This window comes from Nonomuraea cavernae (assembly GCF_014646355.1).
GTDB classification, from domain to species: domain Bacteria; phylum Actinomycetota; class Actinomycetes; order Streptosporangiales; family Streptosporangiaceae; genus Nonomuraea; species Nonomuraea cavernae.
In genome coordinates this window covers 234,308-255,783 of the sequence record NZ_BMNH01000001.1, presented here as the reverse complement: position 1 = coordinate 255,783, position 21,476 = coordinate 234,308, and the positions used below count along the sequence as shown (strand labels likewise).

The 21,476-nt window shown below is 72.8% G+C and carries 15 protein-coding genes; 12 read left to right on the top strand and 3 right to left on the bottom strand.

The window, feature by feature from the left end:
• The first annotated feature begins 53 nt into the window (after nt 1-53).
• Both IEY82_RS01185 and IEY82_RS01180 read left to right on the top strand, forming a co-directional pair.
• Nucleotides 54-1,502 (top strand): amidohydrolase family protein, encoded by a 1,449-nt coding sequence (locus IEY82_RS01185; RefSeq protein WP_189122049.1) that lies wholly within the window; start codon nt 54-56, stop codon nt 1,500-1,502.
• A 50-nt stretch (nt 1,503-1,552) separates the two neighbouring features.
• Nucleotides 1,553-2,353, top strand: coding sequence for an IclR family transcriptional regulator domain-containing protein (locus IEY82_RS01180; RefSeq protein WP_189122048.1), 801 nt, complete (start codon nt 1,553-1,555; stop codon nt 2,351-2,353).
• 73 nt (nt 2,354-2,426) lie between these two features.
• Here IEY82_RS01180 and IEY82_RS01175 read toward each other — a convergent pair whose 3' ends face one another.
• A complete protein-coding gene (locus IEY82_RS01175) occupies nt 2,427-4,859 on the bottom strand; it encodes a protein kinase domain-containing protein (protein WP_189122047.1) in 2,433 nt (810 codons plus the stop codon).
• Between the two features lie 174 nt (nt 4,860-5,033).
• Between IEY82_RS01175 and IEY82_RS01170 the strand changes: the two genes are divergently transcribed.
• Nucleotides 5,034-5,945 carry a glycoside hydrolase family protein gene (locus IEY82_RS01170; RefSeq protein ID WP_225261940.1) on the top strand — a complete coding sequence of 304 codons (912 nt, stop codon included), beginning with the start codon at nt 5,034-5,036 and terminating at the stop codon, nt 5,943-5,945.
• A gap of 15 nt (nt 5,946-5,960) precedes the next feature.
• On the opposite strand, the gene IEY82_RS01165 is transcribed toward IEY82_RS01170, so the two are convergent.
• Entirely contained in the window at nt 5,961-6,911 is a 951-nt protein-coding gene (locus IEY82_RS01165) for a sulfotransferase family protein (protein WP_225261938.1), read from the bottom strand.
• Nucleotides 6,912-6,984: 73 nt separating this feature from the next.
• Here IEY82_RS01165 and IEY82_RS01160 point away from each other — a divergent pair, with 73 nt between their 5' ends.
• The 6 genes from IEY82_RS01160 (at nt 6,985) to IEY82_RS01135 (ending at nt 13,717) form a co-directional block, all read left to right on the top strand.
• Nucleotides 6,985-8,322 (top strand): lanthionine synthetase LanC family protein, encoded by a 1,338-nt coding sequence (locus IEY82_RS01160; RefSeq protein ID WP_189122045.1) that lies wholly within the window; start codon nt 6,985-6,987, stop codon nt 8,320-8,322.
• Between the two features lie 101 nt (nt 8,323-8,423).
• Nucleotides 8,424-8,624, top strand: a complete 201-nt coding sequence (locus tag IEY82_RS01155) for a hypothetical protein (protein WP_189122044.1) — start codon at nt 8,424-8,426, stop codon at nt 8,622-8,624.
• Nucleotides 8,621-9,148, top strand: a complete 528-nt coding sequence (locus IEY82_RS01150) for an NADPH-dependent FMN reductase (protein WP_189122043.1) — start codon at nt 8,621-8,623, stop codon at nt 9,146-9,148. Before IEY82_RS01155 ends, IEY82_RS01150 begins: the two co-directional genes overlap by 4 nt.
• A 166-nt stretch (nt 9,149-9,314) precedes the next feature.
• Entirely contained in the window at nt 9,315-10,979 is a 1,665-nt protein-coding gene (locus IEY82_RS01145) for a PucR family transcriptional regulator (RefSeq protein WP_189122042.1), read from the top strand.
• Nucleotides 10,980-11,090: 111 nt separating this feature from the next.
• A complete protein-coding gene (locus IEY82_RS01140) occupies nt 11,091-12,341 on the top strand; it encodes an NAD(P)/FAD-dependent oxidoreductase (protein ID WP_189122041.1) in 1,251 nt (416 codons plus the stop codon).
• A gap of 104 nt (nt 12,342-12,445) precedes the next feature.
• Nucleotides 12,446-13,717 carry a phospholipase D-like domain-containing protein gene (locus IEY82_RS01135; RefSeq protein WP_189122040.1) on the top strand — a complete coding sequence of 424 codons (1,272 nt, stop codon included), beginning with the start codon at nt 12,446-12,448 and terminating at the stop codon, nt 13,715-13,717.
• Between the two features lie 48 nt (nt 13,718-13,765).
• Here the strand turns inward: IEY82_RS01135 and IEY82_RS01130 are convergent, their stop codons facing one another.
• Nucleotides 13,766-15,016 (bottom strand): C39 family peptidase, encoded by a 1,251-nt coding sequence (locus tag IEY82_RS01130; protein WP_189122039.1) that lies wholly within the window; start codon nt 15,014-15,016, stop codon nt 13,766-13,768.
• Between the two features lie 431 nt (nt 15,017-15,447).
• Here IEY82_RS01130 and IEY82_RS01125 point away from each other — a divergent pair, with 431 nt between their 5' ends.
• The 3 genes from IEY82_RS01125 to IEY82_RS01115 all read left to right on the top strand — a co-directional run bounded on the left by IEY82_RS01125 (nt 15,448) and on the right by IEY82_RS01115 (nt 21,425).
• The gene (locus IEY82_RS01125) at nt 15,448-16,098 is read left to right on the top strand and encodes a hypothetical protein (protein WP_189122038.1); all 651 of its coding nucleotides are present in this window, start codon (nt 15,448-15,450) and stop codon (nt 16,096-16,098) included.
• 159 nt (nt 16,099-16,257) lie between these two features.
• On the top strand, nt 16,258-17,046 hold the full coding sequence (locus IEY82_RS01120; protein WP_189122037.1) for a hypothetical protein: 789 nt from the start codon (nt 16,258-16,260) through the stop codon (nt 17,044-17,046).
• A gap of 62 nt (nt 17,047-17,108) precedes the next feature.
• Complete coding sequence (locus IEY82_RS01115; RefSeq protein ID WP_189122036.1) at nt 17,109-21,425, top strand: cation-translocating P-type ATPase; 4,317 nt, start codon at nt 17,109-17,111, stop codon at nt 21,423-21,425.
• The last annotated feature ends 51 nt before the right edge of the window (nt 21,426-21,476 follow it).

The window sequence follows — 21,476 nt, the reverse complement described above, 5'->3', positions numbered from 1 at the left end:
AGATCGGTACAGGGTCGGGTCATCGGTCGGGACACAGGGTTAGGAGCCCATCGATGAGCGAGCCGAGCGAGTTCCAGCCGGGACGGCCCGTGGTGCTGCGCGGCGGCACGGTGCTGCCGATGGACGACGGGCGCGGGGTGCTCACCCGCACCGACGTCCTCGTCGTCGACGACCGGATCGCCGCCGTGGGGCCCGAGCTGGAGGTGCCGGAGGGCGCCGCCGAGATCGACGCGACCGACGGCATCGTGATGCCCGGCATGATCGACACCCACCGGCACATGTGGCAGACGGCCATGCGCGGCTACGGCGCCGACTGGACCCTGACGCAGTACTTCGTCTGGTACTACCTGGAACACGGCAAACTGTTCCGCCCCGAGGACGTGCACGCGGGCAACGTGCTGGCCGCGATCGAGGCCATCGACGCCGGGGTCACCACCGTCGTCGACTGGTCGCACGGCCTGCGGACCGTCGACCACGCCGACGCGGCCGCCGACGCGCTGCAGTCGGTGCCCGGCCGGTTCGTGCTCGCCTACGGCAACATCCAGCAGCCGCCCGCCGAGTGGACCGCCGCGCCCGAGTTCCGCGACTTCGTGCGGCGGCGGATCACCGGCGACGACATGCTCGGGTTCCAGCTCGCCTTCGACGTCCTCGGCGACCCGGCCTTCCCCGAGAAGCCCGCCTTCGAGGTGGCCCGCGAGCTGGGCGTCGCGGTCACCACCCACGCCGGCGTCTGGGGCGCGACCAGCGACGACGGCATCAGGCTCATGCACGACCACGGCTTCATGACCCCCGAGACGGTGTACGTGCACGCCGCGTCGCTGTCGGCCGACTCCTACCACCGCATCGCCGCGACCGGCGGCTCCATCTCCGTCTCGACCGAGAGCGAGCAGAGCGCCGGCCAGGGCTACCCGCCCACCTGGGCCATCCGCGAGCACGGCATCCCGGTCTCCCTCTCCATGGACACCAGCGTCTGGTGGAGCGGCGACCTGTTCTCCGCGATGCGCACCACGCTCGGCGCCGACCGCTCCCGGGAGCACCTGCGGGCGCAGGCCGAGGGCGACACCGTCACGCACTGCGCCCTGCGCTCCGACCAGGTCGTCGAGTGGGCCACGCGGGGCGGAGCGCGCGCCCTCGGCCGTGACCACGACCTGGGCGGCATCGAGGTCGGGAAGAAGGCCGACCTCGTCCTGATCAAGAACGACGACTCGCCCGTGTCGTTCCCGCTGCTCCACCCCTTCGGCCACGTCGCGTTCCAGGCCCAGCGCGGCGACGTGCACACGGTGATCGTCAACGGCCGGGTGGTCAAGCACCGGCACCGCCTGATCGGAATCGATCTCGCCGCGGCCCGTCGCGACGTCGAGCGGACCGTCGACCACCTGCGGTCGACGATGGGCGAGGAGGCCTGGGTGAAGGGGATGAACCCCGACATCCCGGCAACGAAGATCCTCGACAACCCCTACACGTATACCGACTATCGCAGCGAAGCGACGCACAGCCAGTGAGCGCGGCCGGTCTAGAGTCGGATCCGTGATGTGCAGCAGACGAGGCGTCCATGGCACGTGCTGACACGGGGCCCGACTTCATCGAGGCGCTGGCCCGCGGTCTCGACGTGATCAGGGTGTTCCGGCCGGGGCGCCCGGTGATGTCGCTGACCGAGGTGGCCACCGCCGCGGGGCTGGCCCGGCCGACGGCCCGCCGCATCCTGCTGACCCTGCAGGAGCTCGGCTACGCCAGGGCCGAGCAGGGCGGGTTCGCGCTCACCCCGCGCGTGCTGGAGCTGGGCGTCTCCTACGTGCGCTCGATGGGGCTGTGGGACGTGGCCAGGCCGCACATGGAACGACTTGTCGCCCAGACCCACGAGTCCTCGTCGATCGCCCAGCTCGACGGCTCCGACATCGTCTACGTCGCCCGGGTGGCGGTCCCCAAGATCGTCACCCTGTCGGTGCAGATCGGCACCCGCTTCCCGGCCCTGCAGACGTCGCTGGGCAAGGTGCTGCTGGCCGGCCTGCCGCCCGCCGAGGTCCCACGGGTGCTGGCCGAGCCGAGCCGGTCGGGCATCGAGCCACGCTGGCGGCCCGCCGCCGAGGAGCGCGACGCGGTGCTGCGCGGGGTCCGGGCCAAGGGCTGGGCGTTGACCGACGAGCAGCTCGCCCTGGGCATCAGGTCCGTCGCCGCCCCGCTGCGCGACGGGCTCGGCAACGTCGTCGCGGCGCTCAACGTCAACGCCCACGCCGCCGAGACGTCCATGGAGCAGCTGACGGACGAGTACCTCCCGCTGCTGCTCAAGGCCGCCGGGGCGATCAGCGCCGACTGGGCCCTCTGCGAGGCCATGCCCCAGGTCACGGCCTCCTGACCTCGGGGCGGCTCGCCGGTACGTTCCGCGGCCTCCTGACCAGGAGCGCAGGCGGGACCTCCGCCGGGGAGCGTCAGGCTTCGCCGAGGCTCCAGACGCGCATCCAGCCGTCGGTCGCCGCGACGGCGACGGGGCGGCCGTCGATCCGGGCCAGGGTCAGCGCCCGGATCGGCTCGACGCTCAGCCTGCCGACCGTTTTGCCGTCGCTGAGGTTCCAGACGCGCAGGAACGAGTCACCGGAGGCGGGGCTGTGGGCGGTGGCGGCGATGGGCACGCCGTCGAGCTCGCCCGCGACGAGGGCGCTGGTGCCCCGGTCGTCGGGGCTCCGGCCGCTGAACGTCCACTTGCCCGTACGTCTGCCGGTGGCCAGGTCGTAGACGCGCAGCGTGGCGTCCAGGTGGGTGGACACGACGACGGGCCTGCCCTTCACCTGGCCGCAGGCCAGCCGCTCGATGCCGCCGACCTCGCCGGTGCCGAACGCGCGTACCTGCTTGCCCGTGGCCAGGCGCCACACCCGGACCTGGTTGCGGCCGTCACCGGTGACGGCCACGTCGTCGTCGCCGAGCCGGCCGAACGCCACGCCGTTGACGCCCTGGAAGTGGCTGGTGATCGTGGCGCCGATCTGCCTGCCGGTGGAGATGTTCCAGAACCGTACGGAGCTGGTGAGGTCGGTCAGGGAGTTGTACTTCTCGGTGATCGCGACCGCCGCGGCGCCGATCGTCACGGCGAGGACGGGGTCGCGCAGCCGGTGTTCGGTGCTGGGATCGCCGGTGGGTGCTCGCAGCGGGACCGCGCTGTCGGGGCCCCAGGGCGATGTCCACAGCCGGACCGTGCCGTCGGGGTGCCCGGTGGCCGCCGTGACCCTCCCGGCGACGGAGCCGAAGGCCACCGAGGTCGTCCTGGTGCCCGAGCCGCCGAGCCGGTGGGGCGCGGTCGCGGCGGCCGGGTCCCAGGCCAGCGCCGGTCCCTTGGCCAGGCCGCAGACCACGGTGGAGCCGGCGGAGGCGAGGGCGACCGGTGTGCCGTCCAGAGAGACGGGCTCCCCGATCGGGGTGCCGAGCGGCAGTCCGCCGGACGTCGGGCCGGACGTCGGGCCGTTCGTCGGGCCGTTCGTCGGGCCGTTCGTCGGGCCGGAGGTGGAGGTCGGCGTGGACGTGGCGGGCCGGTCGGTGCCGGCCGCGACGGGTGAGGCGGAGGGCGAGCCCGGGGTGCCCTGCCGGTCTCCCGCGCGGATGAGGGCCACGGCGGAGACCGCTGCGGCGGCAGCCGCCGCGACGCCGCCGATCAGCACCCGGCGGCTCATGGACCTGGCACCACCCGACAAGGTCGCCGCCCCGGCCCCGGCTTCGCCCCCGCCCCCGGGCGCGGACGGGGCCTCGCCCCTCCCTGGCATGGTTCCGGGCGCGGACGCCGACTCGGCCCTCCCTGGCACGGTTCCGGGCGCGGACGGGGCTTCGGCCCGCCCCGGCATGGTTCCGGGCGCGGACGCCGACTCGGCCCTCCTTGGCACGGTCCCGGGCGCGGACGCGGCCTCGGCCCTCCCCGGTACCGTTCCGGGCGCGGACGCGGCCCCGGTCGCAGGCATGGGCCCGCTTAGAGCCCCGGCCCCGCCCTCTGGCGCGGCCCCGGCACCGAGGGCGGCCTCGGGTGCAGCCGTAGCCGTGGGCGTGGCAGCGGGAGTGGTGGGCGGGGGGAGTGGGGTGGCGCGGCCGGTCAGCCATTGGAGCAGGGCTAATGGCGTCGGGCGGGTCGCGGGATCCTTGGCCAGGCAGGCGCGGATCGGGTCGGCCAGGTGGGGCGGCAGGCCGGCGAGGTCGGGAGTGCCGCTCAGCACGCCGTTGAGCACCGCCGGGATCGTCTCGGCGGTGAAGGGCGGGTGGCCGGTGGCCGCGAACACCATCGTGCCCGCCCAGCTGAAGACGTCGGAGGCGGGCAGGACGGCCTCGCCCCTGATCTGCTCGGGCGACATGTAGGCGGGTGTGCCGACCGGGCCCGAGGCGCGCGTGGTGCCGTCGAGCGCCTTGGCGATGCCGAAGTCGATGACGATGGGGCCCTCGGGACCCATCAGGACGTTGGCCGGCTTGAAGTCGCGGTGCACGATCCCGGCCTGGTGGATGGCGGTGAGCGCGGTCAGCGTGGAGATCGCCAGCCGATCCAGCCCGCCGCCGGCCCGGGGCCCCGAGGCGCGTACGAGCTCCTGCAGGGTGACGCCCGGCACGAACTCGCTCACGATGTAGGGCTGCTCGCCGAGCACCCCGACGTCCAGCACGCTGGCCGTGCAGAACGCCGCCACCCGCTGCGCGGCCTCCACCTCGCGCAGGAAGCCCCGCCTGACGTCGTCGTCGTGGCTCAGATGGCTGTGCAGCAGCTTGATGGCGACCTCGCGGCCCGAGTCGGCGACGGCGCGGTAGACCACGCCCTGCCCGCCCGAGCCGAGCACGCCGACGAGCCGGTAGTCACCGATCCGCTCGGGATCGCCGGGCCGCAGCGGGCGTACGTCCGGCATGCGGCTCCCCCCTTCACGGACACAGACGACCCCCCACCCTAGGACCGTCTCCGCCGTACGGGAAGGCGGCGGGTCCCTCCGGTCTTCACGTAAAATCCCCTTGAAATGCATGGATTCCTAAAGGGAAGGTGAGTAGCCATGCCCGGTCCCCTGTCGTGGCCTAATCTCATGCCCATGTCGATGGATGAGGACGTTCGCCGGCTTGCCGGTCTGCTGCCCGACCCCGACCGTGCGGCTGTCGCGGTCGTGCCCCCGGTCTCCGGTGACGGCCATTGGGCAGGGGCCCCCAGCGCGGTCGCGGCCGACGGGTTCGTTTATCTCGCCTACCGGCTGCGGAGACCCGTGGGCGAGGGGCGCGGCTACGCGGTCGCGGTCGCCCGGTCGGCGGACGGCGAGCGCTTCGAGACCCTGACCACGATCACCCGTGAGCAGATGGACGCCGAGTCGCTGGAGCGGCCCACGCTGGTGCGCGTGGCCGACGGCCGCTGGCGGCTCTACCTGAGCTGCGCCACCGAGGGGACCAAGCACTGGCGGGTGGAGGTGCTCGAGGCCGGCGACCCGTCGGCATTCGACCCGGGCTCGCGCGTCACCGTCCTCCCGGGTGACCCCAAGACGGGGGTGAAGGACACCGTGATCGTACGGCGGGGCGCGACGTGGCACCTGTGGGCCTCCTGCCACCCGCTGGCCGACCCCGACCAGGCCGACCAGATGGTGACCGACTACGCCACCAGCGCCGACGGCCTGGAGTGGACATGGCACGGCACGGCGCTGAGCGGCCGTCCGGGCATGTGGGACGCGCGGGGCGCCCGCGTCAGCGCCGTACGGTTCGAGGGCGATCGGGTGCTGGCCTTCTACGACGGCCGCGCCACGGCGGCGGAGAACTACGAGGAGCGCACCGGCGTCGCCGCGGGCACCGATCCGGCGGCGCTGACCCCGCTGGGCGACGCCCCCGCCGCCGAGTCGCCCCACGCGGGCGGCGGCCTGCGCTATGTCGACCTCGTCGAGCTGCCCTCGGGCGGGATCCGGCTCTACTACGAGTACACCCGCCCCGACGGCGCCCACGAGCTGCGCACCGAGCTGCGCTGATCCGGTCCCGGCGGATCACGCCGGGGGCGGCCGGCCGTTCCGCGACTGGCGCTGACCGGGCGGCCGGGTCCCGACCAGGCCGCCCGAGCGTTCCCTGGGCCGCAGCCAGTCGCCGAAGTCCTGCCCGGTGACCTCCTGGAGCAGCCGGACGTCCGCCGCGAAGTAGGGGATGAGCGACTGCCGCTGCTCCCAGGTCAGCGGCCGGCGGGGGTCGCCGCGGTGCTGGAGCAGCTTCTCGATCGGGGCGGCCAGGCCGGAGGGCACCCGGCGCCGGAACGACGCCAGCAGCGCGTGCCGCGGGCTGGCGTCGGGATGCGCCGTCACGTTCTCCCTCGGGAGCACGCTGACCAGGCCCTGGCGTACGCCGAGGAAGGCGCAGATCCGGTCGAGCGTCTCGGCGGGCCGGTCGACGAGGTCGCGGTACCGGAAGATCAGCACCTGCTCGCGGGCGAACAGCGTGAACAGGTGAGCCAGCTGCTCGCCGTACCTGCCGAGTGCCACGTAGTGCCAGAAGTGCGCCCATCCGGCGGCGATGCGTCGTTCCTCCTCCGCGCAGGCGCGCACCACGTCGCCGATCGGCTCCAGCCCGGCCGACCACAGGTGCGTCCAGTTGGAGTGGGCCCGTTCGACGGGGTCGCGCAGGATCACGATCAGTCTGGCGTGCGGGACGGCCTCGCGGATGCGCCGCTGCGCGGCCAGGTCGTACAGGTAGAAGGGAGTGGCCTCGCCGGCGAGGGTGCCGGGGGGCGCCACGGCGAAGAGTTTCTCGTAGTCCGTGCGCCGCCAGACGTGCTCGCGGTAGGTTTCGGCGTCGCCGGGACCACCCGTGCTCGGGGGAGGCCCGTCGGTGAGGAAGTGCTTCGGCTCCTTGACGGGCGACAGGAAGAGGTCAGGATGCCGGTGGAGAGCGGCGTGCAGGGCCGTCGTTCCGGCTTTGGGGACCCCGATGATCAAGAAATCCGGCATGGGCACAGACGACCTCCCGATCTCAACGGTATCTATACCTATTTTCCTACCAAATATGTGGGATGCTTCAAGTATGGGTTTGGATGGAACCCGCTCACCGAGCGAGCACGCTGAGACACCGTTGAACGCCGCCATCCTGGCCGCACGCTGGGTCCGGTCCGCGGCCGTCGACGACCGTCGCGGGCGGCACTGGCAGGCCAACCCCGACCCCCGGGGCAGGTCGGCCGTCGGCACGGAGCCCGCTTCCCTGTACGCCGGAGCCGCCGGCATCGTGCTGTTCTTCCTCGAACTCGCCGCGGCGACCGGGCGCGAGGCCTACCTGGACGACGCCCGCGCCGGTGCCCGCTACCTGGCCGCCACCTGGTGCGATCAGCGAGATCTCACCTTCCACCACGGCCTGGCCGGCATGCTCGTGGCGCTCACCGAGGCCGACTGGGCGCTCGGCGGCTTCGAGGAGACGATCGCGGAGATGGCCGACCGGATCGTCCACGCGGCCCGGCCCCTCGACGGCGGCCCCGGCTGGACGGGGGATCCGGCCCAACGCGGCGACGGTGGGATCGTGCTCGGCCTGCTGCGGGCCGCCGCGGTCCTCGGCGTGCCCGCCTACGAGGAGCTCGCCGCCGAGGCCGGGGCGCGCATCGCCGGCCGGGCCGTCCCGGGTCACCGCTTCGGCGACTGCGCCGACCTGCCCACCGACGCCGTCACCCCGGGTTTCCTCTCCGGTACGGCGGGCACCGCCTTCCTCCTGGCCCGCCTCCACAGCGCCACGGGTGAGCGGAGCTTCCTCGACGCCGCCCGCAGGGGAGCCGACTTCGTCCGCACGGTCAGCGTCGTGACCGGCCGGTGCGCCGTCGTGCCGCATCACGTGCCGCAGGCGCGAGGGCTGCACTACCTGGGGTTCTGCTCCGGTTCGGCCGGGGTGGCGCGGATGTTCTACGAGCTGTACCGGGTGACCGGCGACGCGGGCGACCTCGACTGGGTGGTGCGGCTGGCCCGTGGCATCACCGAGAGCGGCGTTCCGCGCCGGCGCACGGCCGGGTTCTGGAACGTCGCCTGCCAGTGCTGCGGCTCGGCCGGCCTGCTGGAGCTCTTCGTCGGGTTATGGGCGGTGACCGGGCGGGAGTCGTACCTGACCTACGCCGCGACGCTCGCGAGCGACCTCGTCGGCCGCGCCACCGGCCATGACGACCGGGGGCTGCGCTGGTATCAGGCGTACCGCCGGTTGCGGCCCGGCGAGGTGACCGCGGACACCGGCTATCTGGTCGGGGCCGCCGGGATCGGCGCCGCTCTGCTGCACTTCGACGCCGCGACGCGGCCGGACGAGGCCCGCCGGGTGATCCTCCTCCCGGACAACCCGTTTCCGGCCATCCCCGTCCCCACCACCACCCTGCGTCCCCACCAGAACCCGTGACGAGTTTTCATGTAAAACATGTAGGGAATATTGACTTGAGTTCGGACACCCCCCGCCGCGCGACGAGGTCGCCGCGGCCCAGCGAGAGGAGGCGACCTTCGTTGCCTGAAGCCGCCACCCGTACCGAAGCGCCGCCGGAGTCCGGCGACGTCCACAGGTACGACCTGCCCGACGACGACGCCGAGCCGGACGGAGACGCCGAGCCGCCCCGCGCCCGCAGGCGCCCGTGGCGGATCCTGACGACGGCCCGCTTCGCGGCCGGGTCGTCGGGTGGGGTGGTGGATGGGGTGGTGGTCTCGTGAGCGGCATCGTGGCGCTGGTCGGCAACCCCAGGAGCGGGTCCAGGACGCTGGCCGTGGCGGTGGAGGCGGCCGAGACCCTCGGCCGGCGTCTCGGCCACGCCGCCGCCCCCGACCTGATCGACCTGGCGGCGCTCGGCCCGCAGCTGCTCGCCGTCCTGCCGGCGCCCGCGGTGGAGGTGGCGCTCGAACTCGTGGCCGGGGCCGACCTGGTCGTGGTCGCCAGCCCGACGTACAAGGGCACCTACACCGGCCTGCTCAAGGCGTTCCTCGACCGGTTGCGGCCGGACGCGCTGGCGGGCGCGGTGGCGCTGCCCCTGCTCGTCATGGGCGATCCCCGGCACGCCCTGGCGGTCGAGGTGCATCTGCGGCCGCTGCTGGTCGAGCTGGGCGCCGTCGTGCCCACCCCCGGCCTCGCGCTGGTCGAGTCCGATCTGCCGCGCCTGGGCGAGGTGCTGGACGGCTGGTACGACCGGGTGATCCCGCAGCTGGGCGCGGCCGTTCAGGAGGCACCGGCCACGCGCTGAGCAGCGCGCCGGAGGCTGCGCGTCAAGACCGCGAGCCGTCAGCGCCCGGAGGCCGCGTCACCGGTGCCGAAGACCCGGACGCGCGGCGAGCGTCGGGCGGTGCCCGGTCCGTCACCGCGTGTACGCTGCGCGGATGCGGCGCGACGACGGGTAGGTGAGCGCGGCGATGCTGAAGCTGGATCGGCTGGTCAACGTTCTCGGGGGCTACGGGGCGAGGTTGTGGAGCGCGCCCGCGTCACGTGACGTCGCGCTGCGCAGCGTGGTGGTGCACGACCCGACCGACCCTCGGGCGGCGACCGGTGACGTGTTCCTGGCCGTCGGGGTGGAGTCGGCGGCCGAGGCCGTCCGGCTGGCGCGGGCCGCGCGGGCGACGGTGGTGCTGGTGCGCGAGAGCACGGCACTGGCCGAGACAGCGCTGGCCGAGACAGCGCTGGCCGAGACAGCGCTGGAAAAGACGGCGCTCAACGAGACGGCGCTCAACGAGACGGGGCTCAACGAGACGGCGCTGGATGAAACGGGCCTGGACGAGTCGGCGGAGACGGCGTTGGCCGAGGCGCGTGACGGCGGGGTCGCGGTGCTGCTGGTCGATCCCGAGGTGTCCTGGAGCCAGCTCTTCGGCGTGGTGTACGGGCTGGTGCTCGAAGGCCGCGAGACCGAGGCCGGTCGGGGGCCGACCGACCTGTTCGCGTTCGCCGACACGCTGGCCGGCGAGCTCGGCTACCCGGTGACGATCGAGGACCAGATGTCGCGGGTGCTGGCCTACTCGGGCTCCCAGCAGACGGCCGACCCGGTGCGCCTGGAGACGATCCTCGGCAGGCGGGTCTCCGAGGCCATGCACCGGTTGCTGGAGAGCAAGGGCGTCTTCGCGCACCTGGCGGTCTCCGACGAGCCGTTGTTCGTCGAGCCGTCGCCGGCCCACGGGCTGCGTGGCCGCATGGTGGTCGCCGTCCGGGCCGGGCGCGAGCTGCTGGGGTCGATCTGGGTGGAGTGCGAGCAGCCGCTGGCCGGTGGGCGGAGCACCGCCCTCGCCGACGGGGCGCGGGCCGTGGCGCTGCACCTGCTGCGTTCCCGGGTCAGCGCCGACCTGGAACGGCGGGTGGAGTCCGACCTGGTCATCCAGTTGCTGGAGGGCACGGCCGACGTCTCGGCGGTGATCAGCCGGCTGGGGCTGCCGGGTGGGCAGTTCCGGGTGATCGCGCTCCAGGCGCACATCGCCGAGGAGCGGCACGCGGCGATCCTGCTCGCCTTCGAGCGGGCGACCACCGGGTTCGGCTGGTCGCGGCCCGGCCGCAGCGCGCTGTTCGGCAACACGCTCTACACGGTGCTGCCCTCGGGCGGCGACGTCTCGGCCGCCCTCGACTGGCTCGCCGCCATCGTGGGCGTGCTGCCGCGCCGGGTCACCGTGCTGGCCGGGGTGGGCGGCCCGGCGACGCCCGCCCACCTCCCGGCGAGCAGGCAGGAGGCCGACGAGAGCCTCGCCCTGCGGGCGTCCCGGCCCGAGGGAGGTCCGGTCGTCTACGACGAGTCGTGGGACGAGATCCTGCTGCAACGGCTGCGCGCGGCCGCCTCGGCCGGGCGTGCTCCGGCGCGCGGGCCGGTGGCCGACCTGACCCGGCACGACGCCGAGCACGGCACCCGCTACATCGAGACGCTGCGCGCCTGGCTGGAGGCGCAGGGAGATCTGGCCGTCGCCGCCGGCCGCCTCGGCGTCCATCCCAACACGGTCAGATACCGGCTGCGGAAGATGGCCGCCGTCACCAACCTGCGGCTCGACCTGCCGGAGAAACGGCTGGCCATGATCATCGCGTTGGCGGTGCACCAGGGCGGATGATTGTCGCGGCCGAACAAAAGCCGCATTAGTGCTTGTCCGAGATGTACAGCCCATTCTCGCTCCGTACGGGCGATGCTCGCTCGTATACGGACATGCGAGAGCGGAGTGGCAATGAGCATCGACGGTGGGCCGCGTACGGTCGTGGTCGTCGGCGCCGGTGTGGTGGGCCTGTCCACCGCCTGGTTCCTGCAGGAACGCGGTGTCGACGTCACCGTGGTGGATCGGGACGGCGTCGCCTCGGGCGCGTCGTGGGGCAACGCGGGCTGGCTCTCCCCGGGGCTGGCCATCCCGCTGAACGAGCCCGGCGTCCTGCGCTACGGCCTGCGTTCGCTGCTCGACCGGGACGCCCCGCTGCACGTGCCCGTCACCCCCGACGTGGGCCTGTGGACCTTCCTCACCACGTTCGCCCTGCGCTGCAACTGGAAGGACTGGGGTCGCGCGGTACGCGCCAACCTGCCGTTCAACGAGGAGTGCCTGGAAGCGTTCGACGTGCTCACGTCCAACGGCGTCGAGGCCCCCACGCACGACGCCCCGATCATGGCCGCGTTCCAGACCACGCGCCAGGCCGTCGCGCTGCTGCACGAGCTGCGCCGCATCAACGACTCCGGGCTGGAGATCAAGTACGCCGCGCTCGAAGGCGACGACCTCTACGCGCAGGCGCCGCAGCTCTCCCGGACGGCCAAGGCCGGGATCCGGCTGGACGGCCAGCGCTACGTCGACCCCGGCGCCTTCACCCACGCGCTGGCCGGCGCCGTCACCGAGCGGGGCGCCGCGATCAGGTCCGGCTTCCGGGTGACCGGGGTGAGCGAGGACCGCGGCGGGCTCACCGTCTGGTCGGACACCGGCGAGTCGGTCACGGCCGACGCCGTCGTCGTGGCCACCGGCGCCTGGCTCAACCAGCTCGCCAAGGAGTGGGGCGTCCGGGTGCCGGTGCGCGCCGGTCGTGGCTACTCGTTCACCGTGCCCACCGACCAGCCCGTGCCCGGACCGATCTACCTGCCGGCCGTACGGGTGGCCTGCACGCCGTACCAGGGCAAGCTGCGGGTGGCGGGCACCATGGAGTTCTGCGACGCCGACGCCCCGCTGTACCAGAGGCGCGTCGACGCGATCATCGCGTCGGCGAAGCCGCTGCTCAGCGGCGTCTCCTGGGAGGAACGCACCGACACCTGGGTCGGCCCGCGTCCCGTCACCCCCGACGGGCGGCCGCTCATCGGAGCCACCCACGTCCCCGGGATCTACGTCGCCGGCGGTCACGGCATGTGGGGGCTCACCCACGGCCCGGCCACCGGGCGGATGCTCGCCGAGCAGATCACGACCGGCAAGCAGCCCGCGGCTCTGCGGGAGTTCGACCCCACTCGGTAACCGGGCGGGGCGAGATCACGGAACCTCGTTGACAGTCGATCGTCAACAGCCTGACATTCGGAGTCACCACACCCTGTGCACCCTCACGGGAAGGGACTCCCCGCATGCCGACGAAGAGTTCGACCGTCATCGTGGCGTTATGCCTGGTCGCCTCGTTCCTGGTCACCGGACCGGGCGCCCAGGCCGCCCGGCGGGCCGCCGCCGTCAGCGGCCCGCCCGTCATGAACGGCCCCGTCTTCAACGACCCCACGGCCGACACCGGCACCCCGGGCACACCGAGCGCCGCGCAGTCGGCCGTCATGGACCAGCTGATCCGGCTGATCCAGGCGACCCCGTCCGACGGTGAGATCCGCTTCGTCAACCACCAGTTCTCGACCGGTCAGCGGTCGAGTGAGGTGGCCACCGCGCTCGTCGCCGCCCACAGGCGGGGGACGCGGGTCAAGGTGATCCTCGACAGCATGGAGAACGGTGCCAACGACGCGATCGCCGCCCAGCTCGCCTCGGCCCTCGGCGCCTCCGAGACGGCCGGCTCGTGGTTCGTCCAGTGCGAGTATCCGAACCCCGCCACGGTCAACCGCGGCTGCATCGCCCGCAACTACCTGCACAGCAAGTTCGCGCTGTTCTCCAGCGTCGTGGTGGACGATGTCACGTATCCGAACGTGGTCTTCCAGACCTCGTCCAACCTGTCCGACTGGTATCTGTACAACTCCTTCAACGACGCCTACACCTTCTCCGACGCCGCCGTCTACACCGGCTACGGCCGCTACTTCGAGGACCTGCGGGCGGGCCGCCGCGTCGCGGTCGACCCGGGCTACTACTGGACCACGCCGACCGGGTCGACGTACCGGGCGAGCTTCCTGCCGAGGCGCGTGACCGACGGCGATCCCATCGTCAACATCCTCAAGCTCGTCCGGTGCTCCTACCAGGACGCCGACGGCGTCACCCGGCAGACCGGCATCCGCCTGGCGCTGACCGCCTTCAACAAGAACCGTGTCGCCATCGCCAACGAGCTGCGCAGGCTCCGTGGCGAGAACTGCTGGATCGACATCGTCTACTACGAGAACGCCCCGGGTGACGACAGGAACGTCGACGACACCATCCGGCAGGTCCTGGCCCAGCCGGCGAACGGCAGGTCCGTCCATGTCACGCCGTGCAGGTTCAGGGTCGGCACCCGCGACGTGGTGCCGCACAACAAGCTCATGATGATCGACGGCTTCTACGACGACGACATCACCCCGCGCGTCTACACCGGCAGCGCCAACTTCACGCACCTGGAGAACGCGGACGACGCCCAGGTGCGGATCTCGGGACGACAGCCGCACACCACGTACCTGAACTGGTTCCTCGGCCTGCGCCGCGCCTGCGGCGGGCCCTGACGCCGACGCGGCCGGTGGGCGCCGCGAGCGGGCGCCCACCGGCGCGGGTCACCAGTTGGCCGGCAGGCCCGGCGTCGAGGCGGGCAGCGCGTGGCCGGGAGGGGTGATGACGTACACGATGCCGCCGCTGCTGGAGCTGCGGAGCCAGACGTTCTCGAAGTCGGCCCGAGGGTAGACCCGGCGCACGGCGGTGTTGCTGGAGGAGGCGGGGTCGTTGGCGATCACGTCACCGTCGGCGGTGAAACCGACGACGACCATGATGTGCCCGTTGGTGCCGTATCCCGCGCCCGGCAGCTCGTTCTTCTTGAACGACTGCGAGGTGATCACCGGAACGCCCGCGCTGATGAGGCGTTCCAGCTCCGTGAGCGAGCGCAGCCGGGTGACGAAGCCGTCCATCCCGTAGCGGCCGGCGTAGGCGGTGTTGAACGGCCAGTTGCCCGCGCCCTCGTAGGCGTGGTCATAGGTGAAGCGGGCGGCGTAGTCGACCTCGGGATCGGGGTCCGACGGGTTCACCCAGGCGGTGTCCTGGGCACTCGGCCACCGGTCCCAGAAGCCGAGGACCATCGTGGTGGACGTCGGGCTGCACCAGGCCTGGCCGCCGCCGTCCCATTCCGGGTAGTGGCCCGCGTGCACGTTCTGCGAGCGGCGTGGCACGGCCAGCTCGGTGCCCCACGCGCCGCCGCCGGGGCTGACCGGGACGGTCTTGCGCTCGGGCACGTACGAGGCCATCGCGCCGAGCGTCCGCACGCGCGGCTGGACGGTGGAGCCGGGCGTGCGATAGAGCGTGAGGCGCAGTTGGTAGGCCTCGATCCGCTTGCCCGCCGCCGCGACGAGCGTGTCGACCGCCACGGTGCCGTCGGCGTCGCCCTGCCCCGGCACCGAGGTGCGGCGGATGTCCGCCTCCTCGTAGGCCCAGCGGCCGAGGACGTACCACTTGGTCAGGCCGGAGGTGTGGCGGGTGCGCGCCTCGACCTGCAGCCAGCTTCCGCGAGGGACGTCGGCCGTCCAGGAGGCGATCAGCTCGGTGGCGGCGAAGCCGACCGCCCGCTCGGGGCCGGTCCAGCGGGCGTACTCCCACTGCTTGGTGCCGAGCGCGTCGGTGTAGGAGGTGGTGCCGGCCGCGGCGGCGAACGACAGCCCGTTGCCGGACGTCGTCCCCTCTGCGGTGCCGACGGCGAAGTCGGCCCGCTGGAAGACGACGTCGCTGGTGCCGGCCGCGGGTTTGACCCCGGCCGAGACGGGCGTCGTCAGCGCCGTGGCCAGTAGGACGGTGGAGACGAACACGGTCAGCGTGCGCATGGACCCACCTTCTCGGACGATGCTGAATCCGGCCGAGAGTAGGCACATCAGGCATGAAGCGCATCGGGCGATCTACGTATGGCCGCTCGTCGGCGAGGCCGGGGGAGGGGCGTCCCGATCACGTTCCGGCCGCCATACCAGAGGGCGGGCGGGGCGGCCTGCGGTCTTTCCGGAGTTTTTCCGCGTTCCGGGAAATCGGATCCGGTGTGGCGTCGCGGTGGCACTTGGGGCAACTGTAAGCATCTGAACCATCACGTTCGGTTCGTCCGGCGAGGGCTGGCATGGGCCGCATGTCCGGCCAGTTGGTCAGTCGCGGCGATGGGCCGCGTTCCGAAAGGGGCGTCACCTTCATGTCCACACTCAGTTCCCGAACCAACGCCCCGGCCCCGCGTGCCCGGCGGACAAGGTGCCGATCGATCAGCGGACTGGCGGTGTTGACCACGGTGGGCTCGCTGTCCGTGACCCTCGCCGTGCCGGCCGGTGCCGTACCCCGCGATGACGAGACGAGCGAGACGACGAGGACCGACACGACGACGAGCGAGACCACCGCGACCGACACGACCACGACCGGCGGCAAGAAGAAGTCCAAAAGGCTGGGCAAGGTGCGAGACGTCGCCTGCGCGCCGCACGTCTTCTTCAAGGTCCGTTCCCTGCAGCCGAGAAACTTCTTCATCCCCCGGACCCGCTTCATCGACGGCCCGGGTGGCGAGATGACGGTCTCGGTCACCCGGGAGCACGAGGTGCGCGCCTTCATCGAGACCGAGAACGAGAAGCTGAAGTCGATCACCACCGACGATGTCGTCAGACAACTGCGCCAGATGCTGCTCCCGCACCTTGAGGTGCGGCACATGGTCTTCGTCGGCCACGACTACACGCAGAAGATCAGCAAGGGCATGTACGGCAACATGTGGTACCGCGTCTTCGGCTACCGCGTCGGCTGGTCGGCGTGGCAGCGGCTCGACAACTGCCGGCAGGTCAGGGTCACCACCGGCATCGCCAACATCCCGTCCCGGGTGGAGGGCTGGCGCTACTGGGAGACCAAGCATCCGATGTTCAAGGGGCGGATCCTGTCCCGCAAGTGATCGGTCGCCGCATAGATCGAAGTTTAGGGCGGTATAGAACGCCTAAAACCTTCCGTCCGGAATAACGCGACTGGCCTAGGAAAGGGACATACGGAGAGTCGCTGTCGCGGTCTCGCCGTCCTTGGCTCCGGTCAGGGAACAGGCGTCGGAGGAGGAGCCATGGCGGAAAGCAAGACGCGCCCGTCCCAGGAGCGTTCCGCGCCCACGAACGGTCACAAGAAGCAGTACACCCTGGGTCTGCCCATGATGACCATCCAGGTGCGCCCGCCGGACGTCCACATGCCGCACATCGGCGCGCCCCCCATGCCGCACGTCCAGCTGCCGCACATCAGCAGGCAGGAGCTCGGCCAGGCCGTCGACATCGCCAGGTCGTTCATGCCGCCGCCGGAGCGTCTCGCCTACTACGGCGCGCTCGGCGCCCTCGCGGTGTTCGGCGCGATCGACTGGCCGGTGGCGGTCGCGATCGGGGCGGGCGCCATCCTCGCGCAGCGTTCGCGTTCCGGCCGAGTGACCAGGTCCCCGCTGCGCCGGACGTCCGCGACGACGGCCGGCGAGGCGAGAAGGACCGGCCAGGCCGCTGAGAAGGCCGGCGAGAAGGCCGGCGAGAAGACCACGACCACGCGCAGCAGGCCCTCGACCTCCCGGAGCAGGACGTCCACCGCCGCGAGCAGGACATCGGCGTCGCGGAGCGGCTCCTCGTCCACGAGCGGAACGTCGGCCGCGCGGAGCAGGACGTCGGCCGCCGCGAGCAAGGCGGCGGGGCAGGCCAGGTCGACCGCGTCCACCACCCGGCGGAAGGCCGCCTCCGCCAAGCCGGCTTCGGCCAAGCCCGCCTCCACCAAGCCCGCTTCCACCAAGCCCGCCTCCGCCAAGACCGCTTCTGCCAAGACCGCTTCCACCGGTACGGGCGGGCGGAAGAGGAGCACGGCCGCGCGCACGGCCGGCTGAACCTGAGACATCCGGTCCGATACGAGAACTCCGATACGAGAACACCGTCGACAGGAGGCCGCATGGCGGTGTTCGATCTGTTGTCCGTCGAAACCCTGCTGAACATCCTCCCCGAGCCGATACGCGGCCTCGTCCCGCGCCCCCGCCACGTACGGGACTGCCCGGGAGGAGTCCGCGTCGAGTTGCGGCACATCGGCGGCCCGGGCACCGAGCGGGAGGCGCGCGCTCTGGAGGAGCGGCTGCTCGCGATGGGGATGGCGCGGGCCGAGGTCAACGGCACGCTCGGCAGCGTCTTCGTGAGCTGCGAGGCGGGCACCGACCGGGACAAACTCCTCGCCGTGATCGAGGAGTACGACCGGGACGGCGGGACGGCGGGCGTCGCCCGCGCACTCGACGGCATGGAGCAGCAGGCCCGTGCCGCGGCGAGCCTGGCCCTGAACCTCGTCGGCACCGGGCTGGCGGCCACCGGCCGGCTCGCGCGCGTTTCGATGCTGCCCATGGTGGTGCCCGCCTTTCTGGCGGCGGTCGACGAGACCCCGCGCCTGCGCCATGAGGTGGAGCGTCGCCTCGGCAAGCCGGTGGCCGACACGGTGCTCGCCACGGGCCGGATCGTGTCCACCACCCTGGCCGCGCGGCCCGTGTCGATGCTGATCGACTCGGCCGCCGCCATGAGCCGGTACCTCGCCATGCGCGCCGGTGCCCGGGCCTGGGCGGACCGGGAAGAGGAACTGGCGGCCCTGGCCGGGACGTACCGGAACATCCCGGTGCGCGAACTGCCGCGCCCGATCCCGCTCGCCCGCGGCCCCGTCGAGCGGTACGCCGACCTGGCCGGCGCGACGGCACTGGCCGTCTACACCGTCACCGCGACGGTGGGCGGCGACCACGAGAAGGGGCTGTCCCTGCTCATCGGCGGCATGCCCAAGGCGACCCGCATCTGCAGGGACGCCTTCATCAGCGGGCTGGTGCGCGCCCTGTCGGCGCGCGGCGCGATCGTGCTCGACCTGTACGCGCTGCACCGCATGGACCGCGTCGACACGGTGGTGATCGACGCCACCGCGCTCATGACGGGCGCGTGGACGATCGACGACGTCCACACCCTGCTCACGGACGTGGACCTGGACGATCTGCACGCCCGCCTCTACACGCTCCTCGACCTCATGGACCCCTCGGCGCGGCGCGAGCACGACGGGTGGACCGCCGCGCCGTGGGACGCCTCGGACGGTCCCGCGCCACCGGAGCACTGGCAGGAGAAGGGGAGCCGCGCGGTCGTGGTGTCCCACCAGGGCACGGAGGTCGCCCTGGTGGGTCTGGCCAGGGAGCTCCACCCGATGGCCGAGGCCCTCGTCGCGGCGCCGAAGGACGCCTGCGAGGTGATCCTGGCCGGTGGGGAGCCCGGCCTCGCTCTCCGGCTCGGCGTGGACCGGACCGTGGAGGGCGGATCCCGGCTGGTCACGTCGGTGCGGGAGCTCCAGCTGGAGGGCCGCGGTGTGGCCCTGGTCTCCCAGCGGTCGCGGCGCGGGCTGACACACGCCGATCTGGCCATCGGCGTACTCGACCGGTCGCGGCGGATCCCGTGGGACGCGGACGTGATGGGTGAGCTCGACGGGGTGCATCTGCTGCTCCGGAACCTCCCGATGGCGCGGCGGGTGAGCGCGCGGGGCGCGTGGGTGGCCGCGACGGGCGCCGTTTTCGGGACGGGTCTGTCGTTCGCGGGTCCCGCGCCCACGGTGGTCCGCCGCGCCCAGGTGGTGCGTGACTGTACGTCGGCGGTCGCGTTCGTCGTCGGGCACTGGGCGGGCCGCGTCGTCGGGAGGGGAGCGCCGCCCATCTACGCCGACACCACGCCCTGGCACGCGATGGCCGCCCGCGACGTCCTGGCCCGGCTGGAGACCTCGCCCAACGGCCTGACCGAGGCGGAGGCCGCCGGCCGCCGGGTGAAAACGGAGCGGAGGGACGAGTTCCATCCCAAGTCGTTGCTCGGCGCGGCCCTGGAGGAGCTGGCGAATCCGCTGACCCCCGTGCTCGGCGCGGCGGCCGGGGTGTCGGCCCTGGTCGGCTCGGCCGTGGACGCACTCCTGATCGGCGGCGTGCTCGGCGTCGACGCCCTGCTCGGCGGGGCCCAGCGGCGGGGCGCCGACCGGGTGCTGCACCGTCTCACCGAGGCGACGGCGGTGACCGCGCGCCTGCGCCGGCCCGGCGGCGTCGAGGAGGTCCTGGCCGACGACCTCGTACCGGGAGACGTGATCGAGCTGCGGGCCGGCGACGCCGTGCCGGCGGACGCCCGGCTGATCAAGGCCTCCGGCCTGGAGGTGGACGAGTCGACGCTCACCGGCGAGTCGCAGCTCGTGGCCAAGACGACGGCGCCGACCGCGGCGGCGGCCGTCGCCGAGCGGAGCTCGATGGTCTACCTCGGCACCACCGTCGCGGCGGGCAGCGCCCGCGCGGTGGTGGTGGCGACGGGCGACCTGACCGAGGCGGGCCGGACCGCCCGGCTGGCCCGGCAGGAGGCGCCGCTCAGCGGCGTGGAGCTGAGACTGCGCGCGCTGAGCCGCCGCATCCTGCCCGCCGCCGTCGGCTCCGGCGTGCTGCTGATGGGCATCGACCTGGTTCGCGGCACACCGCTGGCCACCGCCCTCGGTCCCGCGGTGAGCATGATGGTGGCCGCGGTGCCGGAAGGACTGCCGTTCGTCGCCACCGTGGCGGAGCTCGCCTCGGCCAAGCGGCTGGCGAAGCACAACACCCTGGTGCGCAACCCGTCCACGATCGAGGCGCTGGGCCGGGTCGACGTGCTCTGCTTCGACAAGACCGGCACCCTGACCGAGGGCCACATCAGCCTGGGCCAGGTGTCCGACGGGTGGTGCGAGCAACCACTGGCCGAGTCGAAGCCCGAGATGAGAGCCATCGTCGCCGGAGCGCTCCGCGCGGGGCCCCGGTTCGGCGGCGGGCGGGTGATCGCCCATCCCACCGATCGGGCCGTCGTGGAGGGAGCCCAGAGCGTCGGCGTCAGCCCCGACGAGGGCCTGACGGAGTGGCGCAGGGTCGACGAGCTGCACTTCGAGCCGGCGCGCGGCTACCACGCGGTGCTCGGCCTGTCCGGCGCCGGGCACCTGCTGAGCGTCAAGGGCGCGCCCGAAGTGGTGCTGGGCCGCTGCACGTCGCTCGTCAGGGACGGGCGGACGGTCCCGCTGGACGACGCGATCATGGGTGAGCTGGAGCAGGAGGTGGACCGGCTCGCCCGGCGGGGCTACCGGGTGCTCGCCGTGGCCGAGCGGCCGGCCTCCAGCCGCGCGGATCTCGACGAGGACCGCATCGAACGGCTGTCCTTCCTCGGCTTCCTGGGCCTGGCGGATCCGGTGCGGCCGACGGCGAAACGCAGCGTGGAGCAGCTGGTGCGGGCCGGCGTCCGGGTCGTCATGATCACCGGAGACCACCCCAGCACGGCCGAGGCCATCGCCGCCGAGATCAACGCGGTCAACGGGCTGCGGGTGATGACCGGTCCCGAGATCGACCGCCTCGACGACGACGCGCTCGCCGAGGTGCTGCCGCAGGTGGCGGTCTTCGCGCGGACCACCCCCGAGCACAAGGCGCGGATCGTCACCGTGCTGCGGGGCACGGGCAGGGTCGTGGCCGTCACGGGCGACGGAGCCAACGACGTGCCGGCGATCCGGCTCGCCGACGTGGGCGTCGCCCTCGGCGCCCGCGCCACTCCCGCCGCCCGGTCGGCCGCGGACATCGTCGTCGCCGACGACCGCATCGAGACCATCATCGACGCGATCGTCGAGGGCCGGGCCATGTGGGGCTCGGTCCGCGACTCGCTCGGCATCCTGCTCGGCGGCAACGTGGGCGAGATCGTCTTCACGCTCGGGTCCAGCCTGCTGACCAGGCGCAGCGCGCTGAACGCCCGCCAGCTGCTCCTGGTCAACCTGCTGACCGACATGCTGCCCGCGATGGCCGTGGCCGTCCGGCCGCCGAGCGCCGCCAGCCCCGAGAAACTGCTCGCCGAGGGGCCGGAGGCGTCGCTGGGCGCCGCCCTGACCCGCGACATCTACGTGCGCGCCATCGCCACGGCCGGAGGGGCGATCGCGGCGTGGACCTTCGCCCGCGTCACCGGCACCCGCGGCCGGGCGGACACGGTGGGGCTCATCGGCCTGGTCGCGGCCCAGCTCCTGCAGACGCTGGCGTTGGGACACCGCGACCGTACGGTGGTGCTGGCCTCGCTGTCGTCGCTGGCCGCGCTGGGTCTGATCATCTCGATACCCGGCGTCAGCCAGGTGTTCGGCAGCCGGCCGGTGGGCCCGGTGGGCTGGGGGATCGGCCTCGGCTGCGGGGCCGTCGCGGCGGTCGTGGCCGGTCTGATCGAGAAGGCCGTCGCCGGATAGACGTCGTCAGTTCACCCGATCGTCGCCTGGCCTTCTTCCCCACCACTATCT